This window comes from Pelagibius sp. Alg239-R121, from assembly GCF_947331435.1.
GTDB lineage: Bacteria > Pseudomonadota > Alphaproteobacteria > Kiloniellales > Kiloniellaceae > Denitrobaculum.
In genome coordinates this window covers 1-19,708 of sequence record NZ_CAMZOF010000025.1, presented here as the reverse complement: position 1 = coordinate 19,708, position 19,708 = coordinate 1, and the positions used below count along the sequence as shown (strand labels likewise).

At 55.9% G+C, this 19,708-nt stretch carries 17 protein-coding genes and 1 pseudogene; 10 read left to right on the top strand and 8 right to left on the bottom strand.

Annotation, left to right across the window (positions count from 1 at the left end; translation table 11 throughout):
* Window positions 1-380: 380 nt before the first annotated feature.
* Complete coding sequence (locus tag QMZ18_RS36470; RefSeq protein WP_282611369.1) at window positions 381-1,076, top strand: IS6 family transposase; 696 nt, start codon at window positions 381-383, stop codon at window positions 1,074-1,076.
* 171 nt (window positions 1,077-1,247) lie between these two features.
* Here the strand turns inward: QMZ18_RS36470 and QMZ18_RS36465 are convergent, their stop codons facing one another.
* Genes QMZ18_RS36465 through folE form a run of 4 tightly spaced genes read right to left on the bottom strand, consistent with a single transcriptional unit; the run spans window position 1,248 to window position 3,941 of the window.
* Window positions 1,248-2,426 carry a GTP-binding protein gene (locus QMZ18_RS36465; protein WP_282611368.1) on the bottom strand — a complete coding sequence of 393 codons (1,179 nt, stop codon included), beginning with the start codon at window positions 2,424-2,426 and terminating at the stop codon, window positions 1,248-1,250.
* Window positions 2,419-2,778, bottom strand: coding sequence for a hypothetical protein (locus tag QMZ18_RS36460; protein ID WP_282611367.1), 360 nt, complete (start codon window positions 2,776-2,778; stop codon window positions 2,419-2,421). The genes QMZ18_RS36465 and QMZ18_RS36460 overlap by 8 nt, the downstream gene beginning before the upstream one ends.
* Window positions 2,771-3,298, bottom strand: coding sequence for a phosphoribosyl-AMP cyclohydrolase (locus QMZ18_RS36455; RefSeq protein ID WP_322097692.1), 528 nt, complete (start codon window positions 3,296-3,298; stop codon window positions 2,771-2,773). The genes QMZ18_RS36460 and QMZ18_RS36455 overlap by 8 nt, the downstream gene beginning before the upstream one ends.
* The gene (gene folE / locus QMZ18_RS36450) at window positions 3,288-3,941 is read right to left on the bottom strand and encodes a GTP cyclohydrolase I FolE (RefSeq protein WP_282611366.1); all 654 of its coding nucleotides are present in this window, start codon (window positions 3,939-3,941) and stop codon (window positions 3,288-3,290) included. The genes QMZ18_RS36455 and folE overlap by 11 nt, the downstream gene beginning before the upstream one ends.
* Before the next feature lie 114 nt (window positions 3,942-4,055).
* On the opposite strand from folE, the gene QMZ18_RS36445 reads away from it, so the two are divergent.
* The 7 genes from QMZ18_RS36445 (at window position 4,056) to QMZ18_RS36415 (ending at window position 10,826) form a co-directional block, all read left to right on the top strand.
* Window positions 4,056-4,562 (top strand): Fur family transcriptional regulator, encoded by a 507-nt coding sequence (locus QMZ18_RS36445; protein WP_282611365.1) that lies wholly within the window; start codon window positions 4,056-4,058, stop codon window positions 4,560-4,562.
* A 20-nt stretch (window positions 4,563-4,582) separates the two neighbouring features.
* On the top strand, window positions 4,583-5,722 hold the full coding sequence (locus tag QMZ18_RS36440) for a GTP-binding protein (RefSeq protein WP_282611364.1): 1,140 nt from the start codon (window positions 4,583-4,585) through the stop codon (window positions 5,720-5,722).
* A complete protein-coding gene (gene cysS / locus QMZ18_RS36435; RefSeq protein ID WP_282611363.1) occupies window positions 5,719-7,101 on the top strand; it encodes a cysteine--tRNA ligase in 1,383 nt (460 codons plus the stop codon). The genes QMZ18_RS36440 and cysS overlap by 4 nt, the downstream gene beginning before the upstream one ends.
* Before the next feature lie 164 nt (window positions 7,102-7,265).
* On the top strand, window positions 7,266-7,769 hold the full coding sequence (locus tag QMZ18_RS36430) for an iron-sulfur cluster assembly scaffold protein (protein ID WP_282611362.1): 504 nt from the start codon (window positions 7,266-7,268) through the stop codon (window positions 7,767-7,769).
* Window positions 7,766-8,359 (top strand): hypothetical protein, encoded by a 594-nt coding sequence (locus QMZ18_RS36425; protein WP_282611361.1) that lies wholly within the window; start codon window positions 7,766-7,768, stop codon window positions 8,357-8,359. Before QMZ18_RS36430 ends, QMZ18_RS36425 begins: the two co-directional genes overlap by 4 nt.
* Before the next feature lie 413 nt (window positions 8,360-8,772).
* Window positions 8,773-9,666 (top strand): IS481 family transposase, encoded by an 894-nt coding sequence (locus QMZ18_RS36420; RefSeq protein ID WP_282611360.1) that lies wholly within the window; start codon window positions 8,773-8,775, stop codon window positions 9,664-9,666.
* 143 nt (window positions 9,667-9,809) lie between these two features.
* Window positions 9,810-10,826 carry a GSU2403 family nucleotidyltransferase fold protein gene (locus QMZ18_RS36415; protein ID WP_282611359.1) on the top strand — a complete coding sequence of 339 codons (1,017 nt, stop codon included), beginning with the start codon at window positions 9,810-9,812 and terminating at the stop codon, window positions 10,824-10,826.
* A 183-nt stretch (window positions 10,827-11,009) separates the two neighbouring features.
* On the opposite strand, the pseudogene QMZ18_RS36410 reads toward QMZ18_RS36415, so the two are convergent.
* Window positions 11,010-11,542, bottom strand: a pseudogene (locus QMZ18_RS36410) (integrase core domain-containing protein); the annotation flags it as partial.
* 53 nt (window positions 11,543-11,595) lie between these two features.
* Complete coding sequence (locus QMZ18_RS36405) at window positions 11,596-11,937, bottom strand: hypothetical protein (RefSeq protein WP_282611358.1); 342 nt, start codon at window positions 11,935-11,937, stop codon at window positions 11,596-11,598.
* Between the two features lie 572 nt (window positions 11,938-12,509).
* Between QMZ18_RS36405 and QMZ18_RS36400 the strand changes: the two genes are divergently transcribed.
* Together QMZ18_RS36400 and QMZ18_RS36395 are read left to right on the top strand one after the other, a co-directional pair.
* A complete protein-coding gene (locus tag QMZ18_RS36400; protein ID WP_282611357.1) occupies window positions 12,510-17,123 on the top strand; it encodes a hypothetical protein in 4,614 nt (1,537 codons plus the stop codon).
* A gap of 1,108 nt (window positions 17,124-18,231) precedes the next feature.
* Window positions 18,232-18,819 carry a GrpB family protein gene (locus QMZ18_RS36395; protein ID WP_282611356.1) on the top strand — a complete coding sequence of 196 codons (588 nt, stop codon included), beginning with the start codon at window positions 18,232-18,234 and terminating at the stop codon, window positions 18,817-18,819.
* Here QMZ18_RS36395 and QMZ18_RS36390 read toward each other — a convergent pair whose 3' ends face one another.
* The gene (locus QMZ18_RS36390) at window positions 18,820-19,221 is read right to left on the bottom strand and encodes a hypothetical protein (RefSeq protein WP_282611355.1); all 402 of its coding nucleotides are present in this window, start codon (window positions 19,219-19,221) and stop codon (window positions 18,820-18,822) included.
* Between the two features lie 306 nt (window positions 19,222-19,527).
* Window positions 19,528-19,708, bottom strand: a 181-nt coding sequence (locus QMZ18_RS36385; protein ID WP_282611354.1) for a hypothetical protein, incomplete at its 5' end; no start/stop codon positions are given.

The following is a 19,708-nucleotide window of genomic DNA, read 5'->3' as shown; positions in this document are numbered from 1 at the left end:
AAAATTTAACTTGAAATGTAATTCCAAAGTTCAGATAACTGAACACTCTATACAAAGCAGTCATGTCTACTACTTTCCCGATCTATTTTTGAGTACAGGGGGTAGCAACAGAAAAAATAATCTACAGCGGTAAATAATGAACAAACTTTGATCAGAAATAATGCGAGAAATGTAAAACGGTATTGTAAAAAGCCTGTTGACGAAGTGGATTCCCATTCTCTTCGAAAGATGGTTCAAGACTGTCTTTTAGGGTGCGGTCATGGTTCGTGGTTTGATGTTGGAACACCAAAAAGCTATCGCGGATGGGAATGCCATCCAGGCAAAGGCTTTGACAGGTTGACTCACTGGCCTCGTTGACATCAGGGCGATAGGTTCGTCGGATGAACCAAATTTCCTACAAACGCCACCGATTTCCAGCAGAGATTATCCAACATGCGGTCTGGCTGTATTGCCGCTTCACGCTAAGTTTTCGCGTCGTCGAGGACCTTCTCTCCGAACACGGTCTGGATATCTCCTACGAGAGCATTCGGTGCTGGGTTCTGAAGTTCGGAACCGCCTATGCAAGAAAGATTCGGCATCGCAGGCCACGACCAGAAGGCAACTGGCATTTGGACGAGATGTATGTCTCGATCCGCGGTAAGACAATGTACTTGTGGAGGGCCCTTGATAGTGAAGGCGAAGCCCTGGAAGTTCTGGTTCAAGCGAGGCGGAACAAGAAGGCCGCGCTAAAATTGATGCGCAAACTCCTGAAGAAGCAAAGGTTTGCGCCAACGACTGTCATAACTGACAAACTACGTTCATATGGTGCGGCGTTCCTTGATCTGGGTCTAGTAGCGCACCATGAGACGAGCCAATACAAAAACAACCGCGCGGAAAACTCGCATCAACCCGTGCGACGACGAGAGCGAAAGATGCAGGGTTTCAAGTCGTCGGGATCAGCGCAGCGATTTCTGTCCACCCACGCCGCCGTCTACAACCTCTTCAACACGCAGCGTCACCTTATTTCACGAACGACCAATCGCCAGTTTCGCGATGAAGCTCATGCTCAATGGCGAAATGTCGCGTTGGCTGTATAACCAGAAGCTCGTCAGCAAATTCTTGATTCCGCAGCGAATAAGTTGTCAATGCCCCATGCAGGAGCCTCTTGATAGTGGCGAGGCCCTCGGCCGCATGGCAAGTCTTGATCCCCGGAGCCATTGCGGCAGGTTGCCCGACTGTCTAACTTCGGAGGGATCGCAGCGACGTGGTCATGACACTTCTCCCCGCCTCCATATCGGGAAGGGATCTGTCAGCATTTTCCAGGCAGCAGGCTGCATCGACTTGGCGTTAGCATCGCCGGCAAGGCAGGCGTCGAGGCGGCGACGGAGCGCGGCCTCGTCCATATCGGTGCCGATGAATACAATTTCCTGTCGGCGGTCTCCGTAGACGGCATCCCAGGAATTGGCGATGTGCTGGCGCCACTCCGGGTGATCGGGCCACCGCCCTTTCGGTACATTTGCCCACCAGAAGCCCATGGCCTCATGACGCACAAGAGCGCCTGCCTGGCTCAGTTCACCAACCCATTCCGGGCGGGTGGCCAGCCAAAAGTGCCCTTTGGCGCGAATGACTCCTGGCCAGGAAGAGTTAAAGCTGCGCACGCCGTATTCTTCCGTCTCAGGTTTATGATCCGCGAACCCGTACAACTCCTTGAACCAGAGCGGATGTTCCTGCGCCTTGTCATGGTCGAACCGGCCTGTGTTCAGCACCTTGTCCAGCGGCACGCGTGACATGCTGGTTTCGATGAGTTCCGCAACGGGGTTGAGCGATCGGATGATTTTGCGCGCGGCATCGAGCTGGTCCGGTGAGGCCGCATCGATCTTGTTCAGGATGACAACGTCGGCAAACTCGATCTGATCAACGAGCAGGTTAACCAGCGTGCGGTCGTCCTCCGCGCCCAGCGCCTCGCCCCGGTCCCTGAGGAAATCCGTCGACGCGTAATCGCGCAGGAGGTTAGCAGCATCGACCACAGACACCATCGTATCAAGGCGGGAGACATCCTCCAGGCTTTCGCCTTCTTCATCGCGGAAACTGAAGGTGGCTGCTACGGGCAGTGGCTCGGAAATGCCGGTCGATTCGATCAGAAGGTAGTCGAATCGGCCGTCTTGGGCCAACCGGCGCACTTCCTTGAGAAGGTCGTCGCGCAAGGTGCAGCAGATGCAGCCATTGGTCATTTCGACCAGGGTCTCTTGGGTACGGCTCAGATCGGCACCGCCGTCACGGATGAGATCGGCGTCAATGTTCACCTCGCTCATGTCGTTGACAATGACTGCGACGCGCTTGCCTTCGCGGTTGTTGAGGATGTGGTTCATCAACGTGGTCTTGCCGGCACCGAGGAAGCCAGACAGGACTGTAACGGGAAGCTGGGAGTAAGAGAGAGTTTCATTCATGGACGGTGGCTTTCCTGTTAGCATCATCAATTTCGGCTTTAAGTGCCTGCGGCGCCCCACCCGCGTCCGATATCTCTTTGGCAAGCTCGCCCAGCATGACCGCGGCGGCGCTTGCTCCATAAGCCTCGACGAGACGCGGCATCACCTCCACCGTCAAAGCCGCGAGCGTCGTATCTTCAGGGATGCCCGCCTGATCACAGCGTGCGATCGCAGCGCGAAGCTCCGCCAGAGCATCCGAAAGGCGCGAGGGCAACTGGACATCGGAGACATCCTCGAGGGGCTCAAGCAGGCTCTCAATCGACGTCCGGTCAGGCACTGTTGGTTGGCCAGGCGCTCCTGGATTGTCAGACATAGGGGACGCTCCTCTCAAAGCTGGGTCGGGTTTGGCGCATCGCCATAGACGGCCTTCGGATCGAAGATTTTCCGGGACTCCTCCAGGCGGAGCCGCACAGGTCCGCCCGACGAGTTGTCCGACTGGCCGCTGAGCTCGACCGAGCGGTAGAAACAGGAAAGGTACCCGACATGACAACTAGCGCCGACCCGGCGACACGGACGCGCAGCCAGACGGCATCCTGGTCGTCGTCGATGCGCATCTCGTCAAGCTTCTGGGTGAGGCCGCTGGTGGCGCCCTTACGCCAGAGACATTGGCGGCTTCGGCTCCAGTAGTGGGCTTCGCCGCTCGCGATCGTCTTCTCCAGCGCCTCTGCGTTCATGTAGCCAAGCATCAAGACCTCGCCCGTATCGACATCGGTCGTTATGCAGGGGATCAATCCGTCCGCGTCGAACTTAGGGGCCAGAGCGAAGCCTTCTTCGACCTGCTCTAGCGTCGCCCGGGCGGCGAAGGCTGACGGAACGGACTTGTCAGTCGCCATTGGAACCGCTCCTGGAGCTTTCGACCATCGCAAGAAACTCACGGCGGGTTGTCGGATCGCTACGAAAAGCGCCACGCAAGCGGCTAGTTACCATGCTGACACCAGGCTTGCGAATGCCGCGAGTTGTCATGCATTGGTGCGCCGCCTCAATGACGACGCCGACACCGTGCGGCTTCAGCACCTCCTGGAGTGTGTCCGCGATCTGCGATGTCAGCGCTTCCTGGATCTGCATCCGCTTGGCGAACACCTCGACCAGGCGAGTTAGCTTGGAAATCCCCACGACACGGCCTGCAGGCAGGTAGCCAATATGCACCTTGCCAAGGATGGGGACAATATGGTGCTCACAATGAGACTCAAGGCGGATGTCTCGCAATACGATCATCTCGTCGTATGCGGCGATCTCCTCGAACGTCACCTCAAGCAGCGCGACTGGGTCTTGATGGTATCCGGCAAAAAACTCCTCATAGGCCCGCACGACGCGCCCGGGCGTACCTACGAGGCCCTCGCGGTCAGGATCATCGCCCGCCCATTCGATCAGCGTCCTCACCGCCGCTTCCGCCTCTGCTTGGCTGGGTCGGCGGCGCCCGACCGAGTTGGTCAGCACTGATTTTGTGGGCGGGCTTCCGGCCACTGCTGCATTCATGTTCAAGCCTCTCCTGCGGCCACCCCCGAGCGTTCAGGGGCAATTGGCTCTTGTAAACAAATGAAAGTAACGTTATAACATTGCATGTTCTTAACGCAAGAAGGAATCAGGCCAATGACGCTCGTGACAGTGGAGCCTCGGCCCTGTGCCGATCCCAATTGCCGCGGGCAGCATGCGCCAGCAGAACGGGTTGCACTGGCAATGTCCCTCTGCAGCGCGCGCGGAGCGCAACTTACAGAGTTGCGGCGCAGGATACTGGAATTGCTCTGGGAGAGCGGGCGCCCGACGGGCGCCTACGAACTTATCGAGGCGCTGAAGCATGAGGAGGCCCGTCCGATTGGGCCGCCCACCGTCTATCGGGCGCTTGAGTTTCTGATGTCCCAGGGGCTCGTCTCGAAGATCGAAAGCCGGAACGCTTACGTCGCCTGCGCGCATCCGGAGCGTCGGCGCGATTGCCTGTTCTTCATTTGTAGCAACTGCGGAGCGTCGGCCGAATTGGAGGATTTGCGGGTCGAGGAACTGCTTGCCGAGGATGCTGCCGTCCTGGGATACCACGTGGCTCGGTGCGTGGTTGAGGTGGAGGGCACCTGCGTGGCTTGCATCGCGGCCGGTGCGTCCTGAGCAGGAAAGAGAGGCGCGCCATGGAAAGCTGGGAACTCGATGGATCGTCGCAACGTCTGCCGATTTCGGTGCTGACCGGGTTCCTGGGCAGCGGCAAGACGACGATTCTGAACTACCTGATCCAGCAGCCTGCACTGAGTCGGGCACTCGTGCTCATTAACGAGTTCGGTGAAATCGGCCTTGATCACGACCTCGTGGCGCACAGCAAGGATGATGTCGTCATCGAGATGTCGAGCGGATGCTTATGCTGTACGATCCGCAGCGACCTGGTCAATACGCTTCGCAGTCTGTTCCTGCGCCGTGTAAGAGGAGAAATTTCCGAATTCGATAGAGTCGTCATCGAAACGACGGGTCTCGCTGATCCGGTCCCCATCCTGCACACCATCATGACCGACCCGCTGATTGCCGCCCGCTATCGCCTGGACGGCGTCATAACAGCGGTAGATGCGGCCACCGGCCAGCAAACGCTTGACCGCCAAATCGAGTCGGTGAAGCAGGTGGCCGTGGCCGATCGCCTGCTAATCACCAAAACTGATCTCATCGACTTCGATGCCTTGCACAAACTGCAAAATCGTCTGCGGATCTTGAATCCCGCCGCCCCACGGATCATCACAGAGAAAGGCGCTGTCGAGCCGACATCACTGTTTGATGCCGGTCTTTACAACCCGAAGACCAAGAGCCTCGACGTACAGACCTGGCTCAACGCTGAAGCCTACGCCGAGCCGCACGAACATGAAACTTCTGATTACGGCCACTCCCATCAACACAGCGACGTCAATCGCCATGACGCTCACATCAAGGCGGTCTGCCTCACGATCGATGAACCGATTCACAGCGATGCGCTCGACCACTGGCTCGAGGCACTGCTCCTGCTCCGGGGCGCTGACTTTCTACGCATCAAAGGACTCATCAATGTGGTCGATCTCGATGGACCGGTCGTCATTCACGGCGTCCAGCACATCTTCCACCCGGCGGTCGCGCTGAAGGAATGGCCGAGCGAAGACCGTAGCTCCCGGATCGTTTTCATCACCCGCGACATTGACGAGTCGGTCCTGCGCGGCACGCTGAGGATGTTTAGCGCCGTCGAACCTCAGACACCTGACCTCCTTCCGGCAGACACCGGTGACAGAGACATTACCATGCGCGAGGTGCGGGAATGACGTTGCGCCTCGTCAACACACTCACCAGGACGAGAGAGCCCTTCTCTCCGGCGAACTCCAATCGCGTCACGATGTATGTCTGCGGGCCAACCGTCTACAACTTCGCCCACATCGGCAATGCCCGCCCGGCGGTCGTGTTTGACGTTCTCTATCGCCTTTTGAAGCGGCACTTTGGGCGGGTCGTTTATGCCCGCAATTTCACGGATGTAGACGACAAGATAAATGCTGCCGCGAAGGAAGCGAACCTTTCGATCTCAACGGTCACGGAACGCTACATCGAAGCCTACCATTCCGACATGGCCGCACTCGGAGTCCTGACGCCAGACCTTGAACCGCGCGTTACGGAGCACATACCCGAGATCATAGATATGGTGGAGCGCTTGATCGCGCGAGGTCATGCCTATGCGGTAGAGGGGCATGTCCTGTTCCACGTGCCCTCGTTTTCAAATTATGGCGCTCTTTCTGGCCGCAATCGTGATGAGATGGTCTCCGGTGCTAGGATTGAAGTCGCGCCCTACAAGCAAGACCCGGCGGATTTCATCCTCTGGAAACCCTCGACACCGGATCTGCCGGGATGGGAGAGCCCCTGGGGCCGCGGACGACCCGGCTGGCATATCGAATGCTCGGCGATGATTGAGCAACGGCTCGGGACCACAATCGATATCCATGGCGGCGGCCAAGACCTAATCTTTCCGCACCATGAGAACGAGATCGCCCAAGGCACCTGTGCCCATGACGGAGAGCTCTACTGCCGCCATTGGGTCCACAACGGCTTCGTCACCGTCGAGGGACGGAAAATGTCAAAGTCGCTCGGCAACGTGCTTCTCGTCCGTGATCTCCTCGACGAGGCGCCGGGTGAGGTCATCCGCTTCGCGCTTCTGGGCGCGCACTATCGCCAGCCGCTCGACTGGAGCGCGGACGCACTCGCTCAGGCGAAGCGCGGTCTTGATCGTGTCTACGGGACTCTCCGCGATCTCGGCGATGTTCCCGATGTTGCTTGTCCGCACGGCATGCTCGATGCGTTTGAGGCAGCCCTTGGGGACGATCTGAATTTCCCGAGAGCAATTGCTGAACTCTTCCGAATAGCGAAGGCGGCACGCCGGGCAGCGACAGTGGCGGACCGCGCCACCTACAAGGCGGCCTTGCGTGACGCCGGCGGCTTGCTGGGTCTATTGCAGCAAGACCCGGCAGTCTGGTTTGAACAAGCGCCAGGCGAAGACGCAGATACAGCAGGGATCCAGCGTCTGGTTGAAGCACGCCAAGCCGCTCGATCAGCGCGAGACTACGCCACTGCGGATCGAATCCGTGCCAAGCTCGTGTCGCTTGGCATTACCGTCGAGGATCGCGCCGACGGTCCGATTTGGCGGAGGACAGGATAGATGGGAGTCCCTCTGCAAGCGAGGCCAGCATCGGCATTCGTCGACGAGATCGGTCTCGCCGGGCACCTTGCGCAGCATCGAGCTAACGGTCTCTCACTCATACTCGCGCGTATTCGCACGTTCGCCATGTCGCATATCCGGAGCAACCTTGCCGGAGGAGGCACATGACGGATCTCGACCTATATAATAAACAGATCCTGGGGCTTGCCGCGTCAATACCCCGAGTCGGCCGGCTGGCGGCTCCCGACGCTTCAGCATTCGCGCAAAGCCGGCTTTGCGGCAGTCGGATCATTATCGATCTCAAGCTCGACGGCCGTGTTATCACCGACTACGCCCACGAGCTCAGAGCCTGTGTCATCGGGCAAGCGGTCGCCTCTGTCATTGCCAAGGTCATCGTTGGTCTGACCATCGACGAGGTGGAGAGGGGCGCAGGTATTCTGAGCGCACTTCTCCGGGACAAGACACCCCCGCCGCCGGGTTCCTGGGCCAAACTCGAACCATTCCTGCCGGTGGCGGACATCCGCAGCCGCCATGGCTCGGCGTTGCTTCCCTTCCAGGCGCTTCTGAGCGCAATTGCAGGGGCCTACCCTGGGAGTCCTTGGCAGCGAGGCGGCTTAGATCCGGCACCACGCGCGAAGGCGCAGCAAACGGGAGCGACCTTCCGATGATCCGTAGAAATCCGCGCGGCGACAAGCCAGTCGTCCATGAGAGCGCGTTTGTCGACCCCACAGCCATTATCTGCAGCCGCGTGATCGTGAATGAGAATGTCTTCATCGGACCCTATGCTGTGATCCGTGCCGACGAGGTCGATGCCAGCGGCCATATGGAGCCCATCGTCATCGGTGCGCACTCGAACATTCAGGATGGTGTCGTCATCCATTCCAAGTCGGGCGCGGCAGTCACCATCGGCGAGCGGACTTCGATCGCACATCGCGCGATTGTCCATGGCCCCTGCACAGTGGGCGACAGTGTTTTCATCGGTTTCAACAGCGTTCTCTTCAACTGCACGGTGGGCGAAGGCTGTGTTGTGCGGCACAACTCGGTGGTCGATGGCTGTGACCTGCCGCTTGGCTTCTACGTCCCCTCCACGCAGCGCATCGGACCCGCACTGATCTTGCCAGCATCCCAAAGGTCACAGCCGATGCCTCTGAGTTCTCCGAGGATGTCGTGCGCACCAACAACTCTCTCGTTCAGAGGTACAAGCGCCTTGAAGGAGAGTTCTGAACATGCGTGTAGCCCTGCCACGCCCAATCTCTGACCCTGCGCAGGGACCATTCAATCCATCCGAGCGCTGTTCGCCCACCTTCGCTTTCCGCAACACATGGCGTGACTGCCGCGGGAGCGGAGCCGGTTTTCTTCCTTTATTTGGGCCCTTCCTATGATCCAGATCACACTGCCTGACGGCGTCCAGACCTATAGTAAATCTGTCCGTGGCACGGAGATCACCCCCCAATCAGGCGCCGCTACTGCCGACAAACCGCTGGCCATGAAGGTTGATGGTGTATTGCGCGACTTCAAAGGGTCATCGCTGCGAGCTGTCACAAAGCCGGCCTTAAGCCACCAAACTTGCGCACAGTGAAGAACCGAGTGGCGGCATTGGATTCTGTAGATATGCCGGTACTCGCGGGACATCTCCCACAAACTCCCAATTCTGGGACAAAGGAGATGTTCATGAGCAAGGATCAGCGGGAGATCGCGCACAAGCTTCGTATTCTGCAGCACGCCGATGAGACCGGTCACGTCGCCAAGACCTGTCGATATTTTGGTGCCGGCCGCGGCAGCTTCTACCGATGGCGTGAAGCCTATCGGAAGTACGGTGAAGCCGGTCTGGTGAACCGCCCACCGATCCCGAAGTGGCATGCCAATCGGACCCCGATCGAGATTGAGGAGAAGGTTCTTAATCTTCGCAGCAAGTACCATCTCGGGCCAATGCGGATCGTCTGGTATCTGGAGCGATATCACTGCATCAAGATATCGGATGCCACGGTCTCCCGGATGCTCAAGCGCAATGGCGTCAACCGGCTGCCGCGTGGTAATCGACTACGCAAGGTCCACACCAAGCGGTACAACAAGCAGGTTTCAGGCCATCATATCCAGATGGACGTCAAGTTCCTGACGCTCAAAGGAAAACGTGGACAGAAGGTCCGACGATTCCAGTTCACGGCCATTGATGACACAACCCGGGTACGGGCGCTCAAGATCTACGAGAAACACACTCAGGCCAGCGCCATCGACTTCGTTGATCACATCATAGAGAATTTCTCGTTCCGCATTCGTGAGATCAGAACCGACAATGGCCATGAGTTCCAAGCAAAGTTCCACTGGCATGTCGAGGACAAGGGCATCCGACACGCCTACATCAGGCGCGGCACGCCACAACTGAATGACAAGGTCGAACGCTTGCACCGATCAGACAGCCAGGGATTCTACCAGCTGATCAGCTACAAGGGCGACGTTGATTTGGAGGCGAAACTCAATGAGTGGGAGCGCTTCTATAACTTCCATAGACCACACGGCGCGCACAACGGCAAAACGCCTTACGAAGCGCTCCGCGAGAAGCTATAGTAACGCCAGAAGGTGTCCCGAAACTACCCGCAGATTACAGATCTTGTCATCTTCCAAAAAGCTCCATGTTCAACAAACTTGTAATTCGTTGAACATGACTTTATGTTCAACACATAAATTTTTGTTGAACACGAGTGCAAGCTATGATCGACAGGCATTCGCCTACGGCCCACGCAGCCTATCACGACCTACTCAGATCTCTAAAAGAAGAGATCATTACCGAAATTCGCGGGACGCCAGGCAAAGTTGAGCGCAACGGTAAAGTCTACTGGTATGACACCTACCGCGTCGGTTCGGACGTACGAAAAACCTACATCGGCGAGAATAGCCCAGAGCTTACAAATCGCATCGCGCGGATAAAAGACCTCCGCGCGCAGTCTGATGTGAGAAGCAAACATCGAACCCGGTTGATCAAAATATTGCGGGCCGAAGGCTTCATGGGCGTCGACGCGGCAACAGGTAGTCTGTTGTCGGCCATGGCACACGCCGGCGTGTTTCGATTGGGAGGGACCATCGTTGGAACACATGCTTTCCGACTATACGAGGGTATATTGGGCGCTCGCTATACCTTCGATCAAATGGCGCAAACGGGCGACATCGACATTGCAAGTTTTGAACGCCTCTCACTGGCCCTCGAAGACAGCGTTTCACCACCTCTTCAGAAAGTTCTGAGTGATTTTTCCTTCGAGCCTGTTCCTGGTCTGGATAAACAAAGTATCTGGCGCTGGCGGCAAACCCGAAACGATCTCCAAGTCGAGTTTCTTACCCCTTCATTTCAGGCTAATGAAGGGATCCGACCACTTGCGGCACTGGGAGTAAATGCACAGTCATTGCATCATCTAAACTATCTCATAGCAGGGCCGCAACAAGCAGTTGCGGTCTATCGAGGAGGTGTCTTGGTTCAGGTTCCACGACCTGAACGATTTGCCATTCACAAGCTTATTGTCGCAGATCGACGTCGCGATAACCCTGGTGGTTTGAAGTCCACGAAGGATCGGCTTCAGGCCGAGTTCTTGATCAAAATACTCGCTGAGGACCGTCCAGACGAACTCAAAGAAGCCTTTATAACGGCGCTTGAAACTGGACCGAAATGGCAGGAGAGACTTGATCGCTCTTTGGCAAAACTTCCTGAGTCAAAAGAACTTTTGTTCAGTTTATAGACCTTGGCTCTCATGGGATGGATGGCCTCCGGATCAACCGAGTGGCTTTGCACAATTTGCGACGCTCGCTGGATAACTGTGTCCGATGGATGAGGCACCCTCGACCTCACCTGAAGCTTGCGGCAGATCCTCACCGCCCTGAGCTACTTCCCGATTGTTGGACAGTTTCGGGCGTAAATTAAGCTACTTTCTGCTCCTGCTGATCGGGCTTAATGCCCCGGTTCTTTGCCAATAGAGCATGGCTGGAGGTTTGCCTCCAAGGGCTGAATGAGGGCGTTTGCGATTGTAGAACGCCATCCATTTTCCGACACCGACCCTTGCCTGCGATCCAGTCTCCCATGCATGTAAATAAACACACTCATATTTCAAGCTTCGCCAGAGCCGTTCCACCATTGCCCGGCAGGCGACGCACGCATCGCTGAGAAGGAAAATGTTGTCGAGGAACCGCCCCTTACCATCTATGGAGATACGTACACCGAATCGCCATAGCCGGTCCGTCCAGGCAAAGGACATAAAACTGCGATCCCTGATCCGTGATCATGATCTCGGGTGGTTCGAAGCTGTCGATGGCTTCATTTAAAGCCTCGCCGCATCGGCAGATACGTAATGTCTGCTGCCCAAACCTGGTTTGGTCGATCCACCCGCAGTTCCCTGAGCAGGTAGGGATATATCTTGTGTCCCTTTGTTGCCCTGCTGGTGTTGGGCTTCTGGTAGATCGGCATCAAATATGTGAGTGCGGCCGCAGGAACGCAGCCGGTTCCGCAAATTTCTAGAGATTGGAGAGGGGCCGCAGGAAGCTCGCCGTATTATCCCCCGGTTTCGCCCCCATCTGAGTTAGGAACTGAAGCTCAATCGGAAGAGGAGGCCGACCCGATCGGGGCGCTCCCGAACTGTGAGTCAGATCAAACGTCGCCAGATCGCGGTAAACACCCGCATCCGCATTGGTCGCGCCGGTCGCAATGGCTGCTCGCGGTGTCATGGCTGGGTCGAAGTTAAGGCCTGCAGATGCCGTAGGTGCTGTATTGGGCCGGGACCAGGGGAAGTTGGATTGTACAGGTGGTGCTGCCTGCCGCTGCTGTGGCCTGGCTGACAAGACCAATGGTGTGGTCATCACGGATGTCGAACAGACTGCCCAGCTGCTGAGGAGAGCCTCCGCACCGGCGACATGATTATCTAGGTGAACCAAAAAGGGGACCGTGGATGTTCTGCAGCGGGTCCTTAAAAGCCAAAGACAAATGCTGCCGCGTGTTGACCCTACAGGGGTGTCGCCCGGATGACGTTAAGTGGACCACCGTTTGCCTGAAGATAGAGGGGTAGTCTTGATTCATATTTAACTGCCATCAACTGAATTCCAGTTACGTTTAATTTATCAGTTAATTTAAAAAGAAAAGTGCTTATTCATAGAAATAATCATTCTTATTACTAGTTACTTATTAATATTATTTTTTTAATATCAAGTCATAAGAGTTTTAATTATTATTAATTCACAACATAACATAAAAGTAGGATGAAATTCATAAATAAACCAGAAGTAAAAAAACAATAATGTAATACATATGTATGTGGTTTATAGAGAATTTTTTATAGAATTTTTGATCTCCCTTGACGAGACTGCCGCCAGAAGTTTGACACAGGTAGTGCCGCTCCAGGCTAGGGGCGGATTAAGTCGAGGAGACGCCCGAGATGACCGAAGACTTTTCCCAGAGCATTGAAGACATCGGTATTGATTCCAAAACCAGCTCTCATAGAGAAAGTCTATCGATTTCTGAGGCTGGCGAAACGGTTGGCCGAAATCTATCCGCAGGCGTGGTGGTTTCGCTTCCGCCGCCGGGAACCATACAGGAACACGGAACTCACGCGGGCGAAACGTTTCTGCTCGACTTCAATCCTGCAGTTGCTGAGGTCTTTATCGAGGGAAACAATGTTGTTTTGAAGCTCGACAATGACGGCGACGGTGTCGCCGACAGTCGTGTCGTCTTTCTCAATATGGCTGATCTGGCCCGAGGTGAAGATGCGCCTGCCTTCCAGATTGGCGACATAGAGATTCCCGCTGCACAGATTCTGTTGCTGGCAGACCAGCTTTCAGGTCAGGGAGCGCCTCTTGAAACAGCGTTGGGTACCGAAGCGACAAGCGGAGGTGGTTCGACCTATGTCGACAGTCTCGGCGACTTAGTCAGCCTGATTCAGGCGCAGGGTGTCATCGATCCTACCGCATTGACCTTTGGGGTTCTTGTTCAGGACGAACGCCCGGACCTTCTCGATTCTGCCGAAGGAACGATTACGATTGACGATCGGGCCAATACGCAGCCAGCGGTCCGGATGAATAACGACACGCCGGTTCTTGTCAACGATTTGGAGGTTACAATCGTTGACGAAGATGATTTGGCTGCGGGAAGCCACCGATCGGATCCGACGAGTGTAACTGCAATTCTCGGGGTCGATTTTGGCGCTGACGGCACCGGGTCCGTGAGTGCTGCCGACGGTCCTGCGGGGCTGACCTCGAACGGCGCGCCCGTGATCTACAATTACGATGTCGACAGCCAGACGCTGACGGCCTCAGTCAATGGCGCGACGGTTTTCACTGTGGTATTCGACGTATCGGCAGGAGAGCTTGGCGAGTTCACCTTCAATCTCGAAGGCCAGCTTGATCATTCCCTCAGCGGCGAAGATCTCCTCAATTTGGGGATTTCCTTCACCGCGACCGACAGCGACGGCGACTTCGTCGAGGGCACGGTCAACGTCAGGGTGATCGATGACGTTCCGGTCGCAAAGGACAATGTCGATACGGTCGAGGAGAACTCCGTCGCCGCCGGCAACCTGATCACCGACGCCGGACCCGGTGGGGTCGACGAAGTCGGCGCGGACCAGCCAGGTGTCATCAGCAAGATCGTTCACAACGGTGTGACCTATGAGTTGAATGCCGATGGCTCTGCTCTGAGCGTGTCCGGCGGCGAACCGGCGCCGGTGGAGAATGTCGACTACAGCTTCGATGGCACGACCCTGACCATTAACGAGACCGAGCAGGGCGGCAGCCTCTCCGTTGTGATGACCGGTACCGACGCCGGCGATTACAGCTATCAGTCGGCGGATGCGGATCATCAGAGAGAAATCGCGACAGGCGGCTTCGAACCTGAAGGGAGCCTGTATAAGACGATTGAAGAATGGGTGGCTTCTTTTGAGGATCAGGGTTTCACGATATCTGCGTCCCGCTGGAACAGCGAGACCAACAGCTACGATGAGGGCATCGAGCTCAATGAGAAAGAGCTGTACATCGAAGACGGGAACCTCTACGGCGGCATCGGCAGCGTCCGCGACGAGGGCAACGGTGACTGGGCGGAGACCTCTTACCGCCCCGCTGAGGGACTAGCGGAGGGTGCGGCTTACGAGTTTATCGAAATCGGCCTGCCCGGACCGGCTGACGCGGCCAGTTTGACCGTTGGGGCGCTATTCAATGGCGATCTCTATGATGATGGCTTTGTCGAACAGCTGATCGTTGAGGTTTCGAGTGACGGAGAAAACTGGGAAAGGGTGACGCTCGAAACCGTGCGCGGTGACTACGACGGTCTTGTCACCGTGAATGTGACCAGCGAGGAAGCCTTCAGTTACATACGGGTGACGCCGGTGGATAACGGTGGACCGGGTCATACCAATAGTGACTTCTCGATTGTGAATGTCACGGCTTATGACTGCGCCCCGGTCGAGGAAACTTTTGACTACACCCTGCGTGATGCGGACGGCGATACGTCGAGCGCGACTCTAACCGTGGGCATCGAACCGGGCGTGGCCGAGCCGAGGGTCGAAATCCAGGTTGACGCCCACAGCGGCGCAGTGGTGATCAAGGAAGATGCAACAGGCACTGTGCAGTTCACTGCAACAGCTTCGGGCGATGACGTGATCACGGAGGTGGAGATCACCGGCCTCGATCCGAATGCGGTCTACGACTTCCGCCAGATCGAGCTGGATTATCCGGGGTCGAGCGTTTCGGTTTCGGAGGATGGCACTACGGCCAAGGTGATTGGTTTGAATGATGCGTCAGTCACAACCAGCTTCGAGGTGACGGCGCCTTCCGATAGCGACGTAGATCTCGGGACCCTGACGGTTACGGCCACGGCGCGGGACGAGGGTCATTGCCACACGGGCCTGACTGCGACGGCAAGCGATTCGGCCGCCGTTGTTGTTGATGCGATGGCGGATCCGATCACCATCACGGAATTTGCTGTCACTGGTGATCAGGGCAATGGCGATACGACTTTCATTCCCGGCGAGCGGGGCAGCCTGCACATCTCGGCAACCTGGGGCGATGGCGCCGATGGTTCCGAGCAGCACGACGTTACAATTGAGCTGCCGCCGGGCTTTGTCTTTACAGAGCTGGCCGAGGGGCAGTCGATCCTGTCATTGCAGGACGTTTCCCTGCCGTTCGACATGAATATCGGCATCCAGGCCCCTGAAGAGGTGACCGAAGCGGCGAACTTGGTCTTCACAGTGACGGTCGACGGTGTGGAACTTGCCCTGCCTGGTGGCGCCAACGGCGGTAGCGGCGTGGAGACGGATGTTTCCGACAACAGCCAGAGCGCCCAGGCAACGGCCTATGCCGCTATTGAACCGGATCCGGATCTGGTGGTGGGCAGCAATGACGACGACACCAGCGTTGGCACCACAAATCACCATGTGGCTTCCGAGAGCGCAAGCCAAGGCGAGATCCATGGGGGCGAAGGATCGGATACTCTCATCGGCGACACCGGCGGCACGGGTTCCGCGGCTGTTCCGGTCAACGTCTCCTACGTGATCGATGTCTCGGACTCCATGGGTGAGGTGCGGGTTCATATCCCGGACTATCAGAATACCGCTCCCGACGATGCCGGACGCTACCACATCAGCGGCCTGCCGGCGGGTACTTGGGTACAGCATGGTGACAGCTACTATGACGGCACGAGGGCTGATAACGGAGGAAATGCGTACCTGTGGGACCAGGAGATGGGAGATCTGACTTTCCATCTACCCGACACTGTGCTGAATCCAGGTGAAACCGGATTTGATATTTCTGTCCAGCCGCAAAAATATGTGAGTCCCTCCGGGTGGCGTGACATCGATTCCGTCCGGACCGAGTCCATCGACCTCACCGAGGTCGGAATGATTGCGGCCAAGGAAGCCTTTACGGCCCTGCATGAATCCCTGAAGAATCAATTGGCCAATAACGAACTGACGACTTTTCAGTTGGTTGCCTTCAACGACTGGGTAAGCATCAATCAAGTCTTCACTTATGACGCGACGGACAATCGTTTCGAGAACGGAATCGGCCAATCTTTGGAAAGTATAATCGCCAATCTGGGCGCTTCTGACGGCACTCAATTCGAAGGCCCTATGCAGGTGGTGGAGGATTTCCTAAATAGGGATGCCCGGCACGAGAGTGCCATCAACAAGGTCTATTTCCTGAGCGATGGTGTGGACAACGACGGTTATGATGCTTCAATCAATTTTGAAGGAATCAACGTCACCGTCCACAGCTTTGGGATAGGCAAGGAGGTCGATCCCGCGCAGCTCGCTGCGGTTGCGGGTGAGGGTAACGGTGCCTCAACCTCTGAGGTGGTTAACGATCCGAGCAGTCTTTCGACCCTGCTGGACGACCAGACGCTAAGCGTTCTCGAGTATGTTGGCAGTGACGATATCAATGGTGGCGGCGGCAATGACCTGATCTTCGGTGACGCTATTGATACAGATTGGATGCTTGACCCCGTGGCGCAGGGTGGTCTTGGCGCCACGGGTGAGGCCGGCGGCGGTTACCAGACACTGATTGACTATCTGACGACGAGCTTGGGGCATGTGCCGACCAAGGTCGAGGTGATAACCTTCATCCATGACAATCAGGCGCGCTTTATCCAGGAGTCGGCAGGCGATACCTGGGGCGAGGCGGACCTGATCAACGGTGGTAGCGGCGATGACATCCTGTTGGGCCAGGGAGGTGCCGACATCCTGATTGCCGGCGGCGGGGACGACCAGCTCTATGGTGGTGAGGGCGGCGATACCTTCGTCTTCAATCTCGCGTCGGATGAGGGTAACAACACCATCTTCGATTTCTCGGCGGCTAACGGCGACCGCCTCTCGTTCGAAGACGTCGTCGACGGTGGCGATGCTGGTACGGACATCGGAATCGACGACGTCGTGGCCACCTTCTCTAAGACCGACAGTACGGTGACGCTGGAACTGCAGAGCGGCACGACCGTGGTGTTCCAGGATCTGGACAATGCCATCAACAATCTGGCCGATCTGGACACCAATGCTCTCATCAATGGAACCTGATGGTCGGCAGTACTAGGTTGTATGAGGCGCCCGTAGTACCCCTGCAGTGCTTGTCTGTTGCGGGGCGCTGATCACTGTCCTTGGCGCTGGCGATCATGAAGGAGAGTTGCTGGAAGCCTTTGCGACAAACTGTCGAGATAGGTGGTCAGCGCTCAGAATCCCGACACAAGCGATTTGCGTATTTTATCCTCACGACATCGTTCTATGCACGACTGCGACTTTCTCGATCTGTACGATCTCTGAGTGATGAGACAAATGCACCAAGGCTAGACAATCTTGATGATCATAAGAGAGGAGGAGTTTTTCTGGTCAAGCGAATGTGCGAGTAGACAAGATATATGCACTCAAAAATGGCGGAAATCGTTTAACCTATTCTGTAGTCAGTGGCTTTAAGCATCTGTAAAGACAGGATATTTAACTCCAATTTCATACCGCTTGCAGCATTGAATGTGCACCCCTCGCCATTCCAACGGCTGACAAGCATTTTCCCGATAAATGGTAAGAAGGCCCTTGACCTTCCAATTGGAGGAAGCTCCATATCGACAAAATGATTCGGCGATTGATTGTGTTTATTTCGGTTTTGGTGCTAGCCGTCGTGCCTCTCACGACGGCTTATTCGACTCCGCACGATCATGCGCCTGCTGCCACCCATGGAGCAGACCTTCTCGGCCAGGCTGAAGCGGACTGCGAAGGGCCTGACTGTACTGATCAAAATCGCCGTGCGGAGCACGAGGACGGGCAGTGCCATACGATGACCGGGCACTGTTCCAGTTCGATGTTCCGGCCTGATTTGACGGAAGTAATGACGGTTAATTGGTCGCTCAACATTTTAGCGCCAAGCTCGGACGAATTGATCAGTGGGCTCAACCCCGAATCAGAAACGCCACCGCCTCGATCCTGAGGATATTCAGTGTCCGCTTGTTTTAACTTCGGGTGTAGACCGCGACGTAACCCCGACAAAACGAGCAATCGCATAGTACGAACCTGACTGATTTTTACCTGAGCTAAAGAGGCTCAGTCAGGCTCCCCATCAGACAATAAGCGAGGCATTTCCCGCTCGACCAGTTTGAGCGAGCGGGGCTGCGCTTTAAATCCATGAGGATTTAACATGAATCTCAAGTTCGTGAACGAAACCCTTGCGGCCGCTGTAGTGGCCCTTACCAGCAAGATAACAAACTATGACCGGACTTGGCCGGATATGTTCGTTGCAGAACGAGACCGCATCGCCGGTGTCTTTGGGAATGACCTTATTATAATCCATCACGTTGGCAGCACAGTGGTTCCGAATCTCGCCGCAAAACCCGAAATCGACCTACTTGTCGTAGTGGTGCGATATCTCAGCCTCCCGGAAGCCGACCCGATCGTGCGCTCATATGACTATCTTCAGGGGGAACAACTGTCGCTCGGACATCGCTACTATCGCAGAGACGTTGGCGGAGTCCGGACACACAAGATGCATATCTGTCTGACCGGGCATTGGCAAATTTCCAGAATGCTGCGCTTTCGTGATCTGTTGCGGAAGGATCCTGACTTACGAGAGCAGTACCAGTGTCTGAAGCTCGAACTCGAAGCAAAAACACGACAGGAACCGGTGAGCATCTTGCCGGCAAAGTACCATTCATTGACGCTATTGTCGGACCCAAACCTGGACCATCAAATGACACTTAGAACGTCAGACCCAAGCCGCTCTTCTTGATCAAGTTGGTACCGTTTCGTGGAAGTCAAAACATACGATGGTGCAAGCAGTTCTAGCCCAAACCGTTCCGGATTGATTCAATTGCTCGATGCCCAGCTCTTTCGACGCCATCATTTCGATAAAACATTCGAGTGAGACAAAAGATGTAAGTAGTGGCGTCCCGTCCTTTAACGTGGCCAAGGATTGGAGATTTACCTCGATTTCTTGTGCATAGTGCTTTCGAAGAAAATCAACAAACACTCGGCTTTGGCTCGAATCGAGAACCAAAGGTTCAACATCAGAGACCGCTTCGATTGTGACGGATAAAAATTCTGAGAATTCATCGTTGCATGAAACTGGTTTGTAAAAACAGGGGCTGATCCAAATAGGTCTGTCCCAACGAATATCGTTCAAAGTTGGCATTTATCTCTCCAAACCATTTCGACTTTGACGTTGGGCAATGTCGAGAAACGGTCTCCCGCAAAAAAGAGCAGGGCCGGTGCGAGGGCCGACCCTGCTTAGGGCTATGCGATCGAAATTGAGTCAGGGAGTGACTCAATTCTCAGCGTATTGGGGAACGCCGAACACAATTGTAGATAATCATGGAATGCTAACAAGAATAATTTAAGGTTGTATTGAACTTAACGGCAGAGTTGTGCGATCACGCCTTTAACGCGCGGGCATTGGTGTCGCTTCCGTTCCCTCTGGTAGATCGGAAATCATCAGCAATCAAGAAGAGGTGGGCGCCGCGGCCGCGGCGAAGTTGAGAGGCCGCGCCGGCGGGCGCGTATCTTCTGTTTTCATGAGTTCGCCGGAGCAATCGGCTGCGCCCCCTCCCTTCGCTGCGGTGAAGTTCTGACGACCTTCACCCCACCAAGGAAGAAGGTCACACCCCACTGGCGAAGAGAGG

Excerpts from the sequence above, each read along its gene's own strand:
- QMZ18_RS36440 (WP_282611364.1), top strand. The coding sequence starts at position 4,583 with ATGGAAAGCTGGGAACTCGATGGATCGTCGCAACGTCTGCCGATTTCG.
- QMZ18_RS36455 (WP_322097692.1), bottom strand. The coding sequence starts at position 3,298 with ATGGCGACTGACAAGTCCGTTCCGTCAGCCTTCGCCGCCCGGGCGACG.
- QMZ18_RS36430 (WP_282611362.1), top strand. The coding sequence starts at position 7,266 with ATGACGGATCTCGACCTATATAATAAACAGATCCTGGGGCTTGCCGCG.
- QMZ18_RS36465 (WP_282611368.1), bottom strand. The coding sequence starts at position 2,426 with ATGAATGAAACTCTCTCTTACTCCCAGCTTCCCGTTACAGTCCTGTCT.
- QMZ18_RS36390 (WP_282611355.1), bottom strand. The coding sequence starts at position 19,221 with ATGCCAACTTTGAACGATATTCGTTGGGACAGACCTATTTGGATCAGC.
- QMZ18_RS36395 (WP_282611356.1), top strand. The coding sequence starts at position 18,232 with ATGAATCTCAAGTTCGTGAACGAAACCCTTGCGGCCGCTGTAGTGGCC.
- QMZ18_RS36425 (WP_282611361.1), top strand. The coding sequence starts at position 7,766 with ATGATCCGTAGAAATCCGCGCGGCGACAAGCCAGTCGTCCATGAGAGC.
- QMZ18_RS36415 (WP_282611359.1), top strand. The coding sequence starts at position 9,810 with ATGATCGACAGGCATTCGCCTACGGCCCACGCAGCCTATCACGACCTA.
- QMZ18_RS36445 (WP_282611365.1), top strand. The coding sequence starts at position 4,056 with ATGACGCTCGTGACAGTGGAGCCTCGGCCCTGTGCCGATCCCAATTGC.
- QMZ18_RS36400 (WP_282611357.1), top strand. The coding sequence starts at position 12,510 with ATGACCGAAGACTTTTCCCAGAGCATTGAAGACATCGGTATTGATTCC.
- QMZ18_RS36405 (WP_282611358.1), bottom strand. The coding sequence starts at position 11,937 with ATGACCACACCATTGGTCTTGTCAGCCAGGCCACAGCAGCGGCAGGCA.
- QMZ18_RS36470 (WP_282611369.1), top strand. The coding sequence starts at position 381 with ATGAACCAAATTTCCTACAAACGCCACCGATTTCCAGCAGAGATTATC.
- QMZ18_RS36460 (WP_282611367.1), bottom strand. The coding sequence starts at position 2,778 with ATGTCTGACAATCCAGGAGCGCCTGGCCAACCAACAGTGCCTGACCGG.
- cysS (WP_282611363.1), top strand. The coding sequence starts at position 5,719 with ATGACGTTGCGCCTCGTCAACACACTCACCAGGACGAGAGAGCCCTTC.
- QMZ18_RS36420 (WP_282611360.1), top strand. The coding sequence starts at position 8,773 with ATGAGCAAGGATCAGCGGGAGATCGCGCACAAGCTTCGTATTCTGCAG.
- folE (WP_282611366.1), bottom strand. The coding sequence starts at position 3,941 with ATGAATGCAGCAGTGGCCGGAAGCCCGCCCACAAAATCAGTGCTGACC.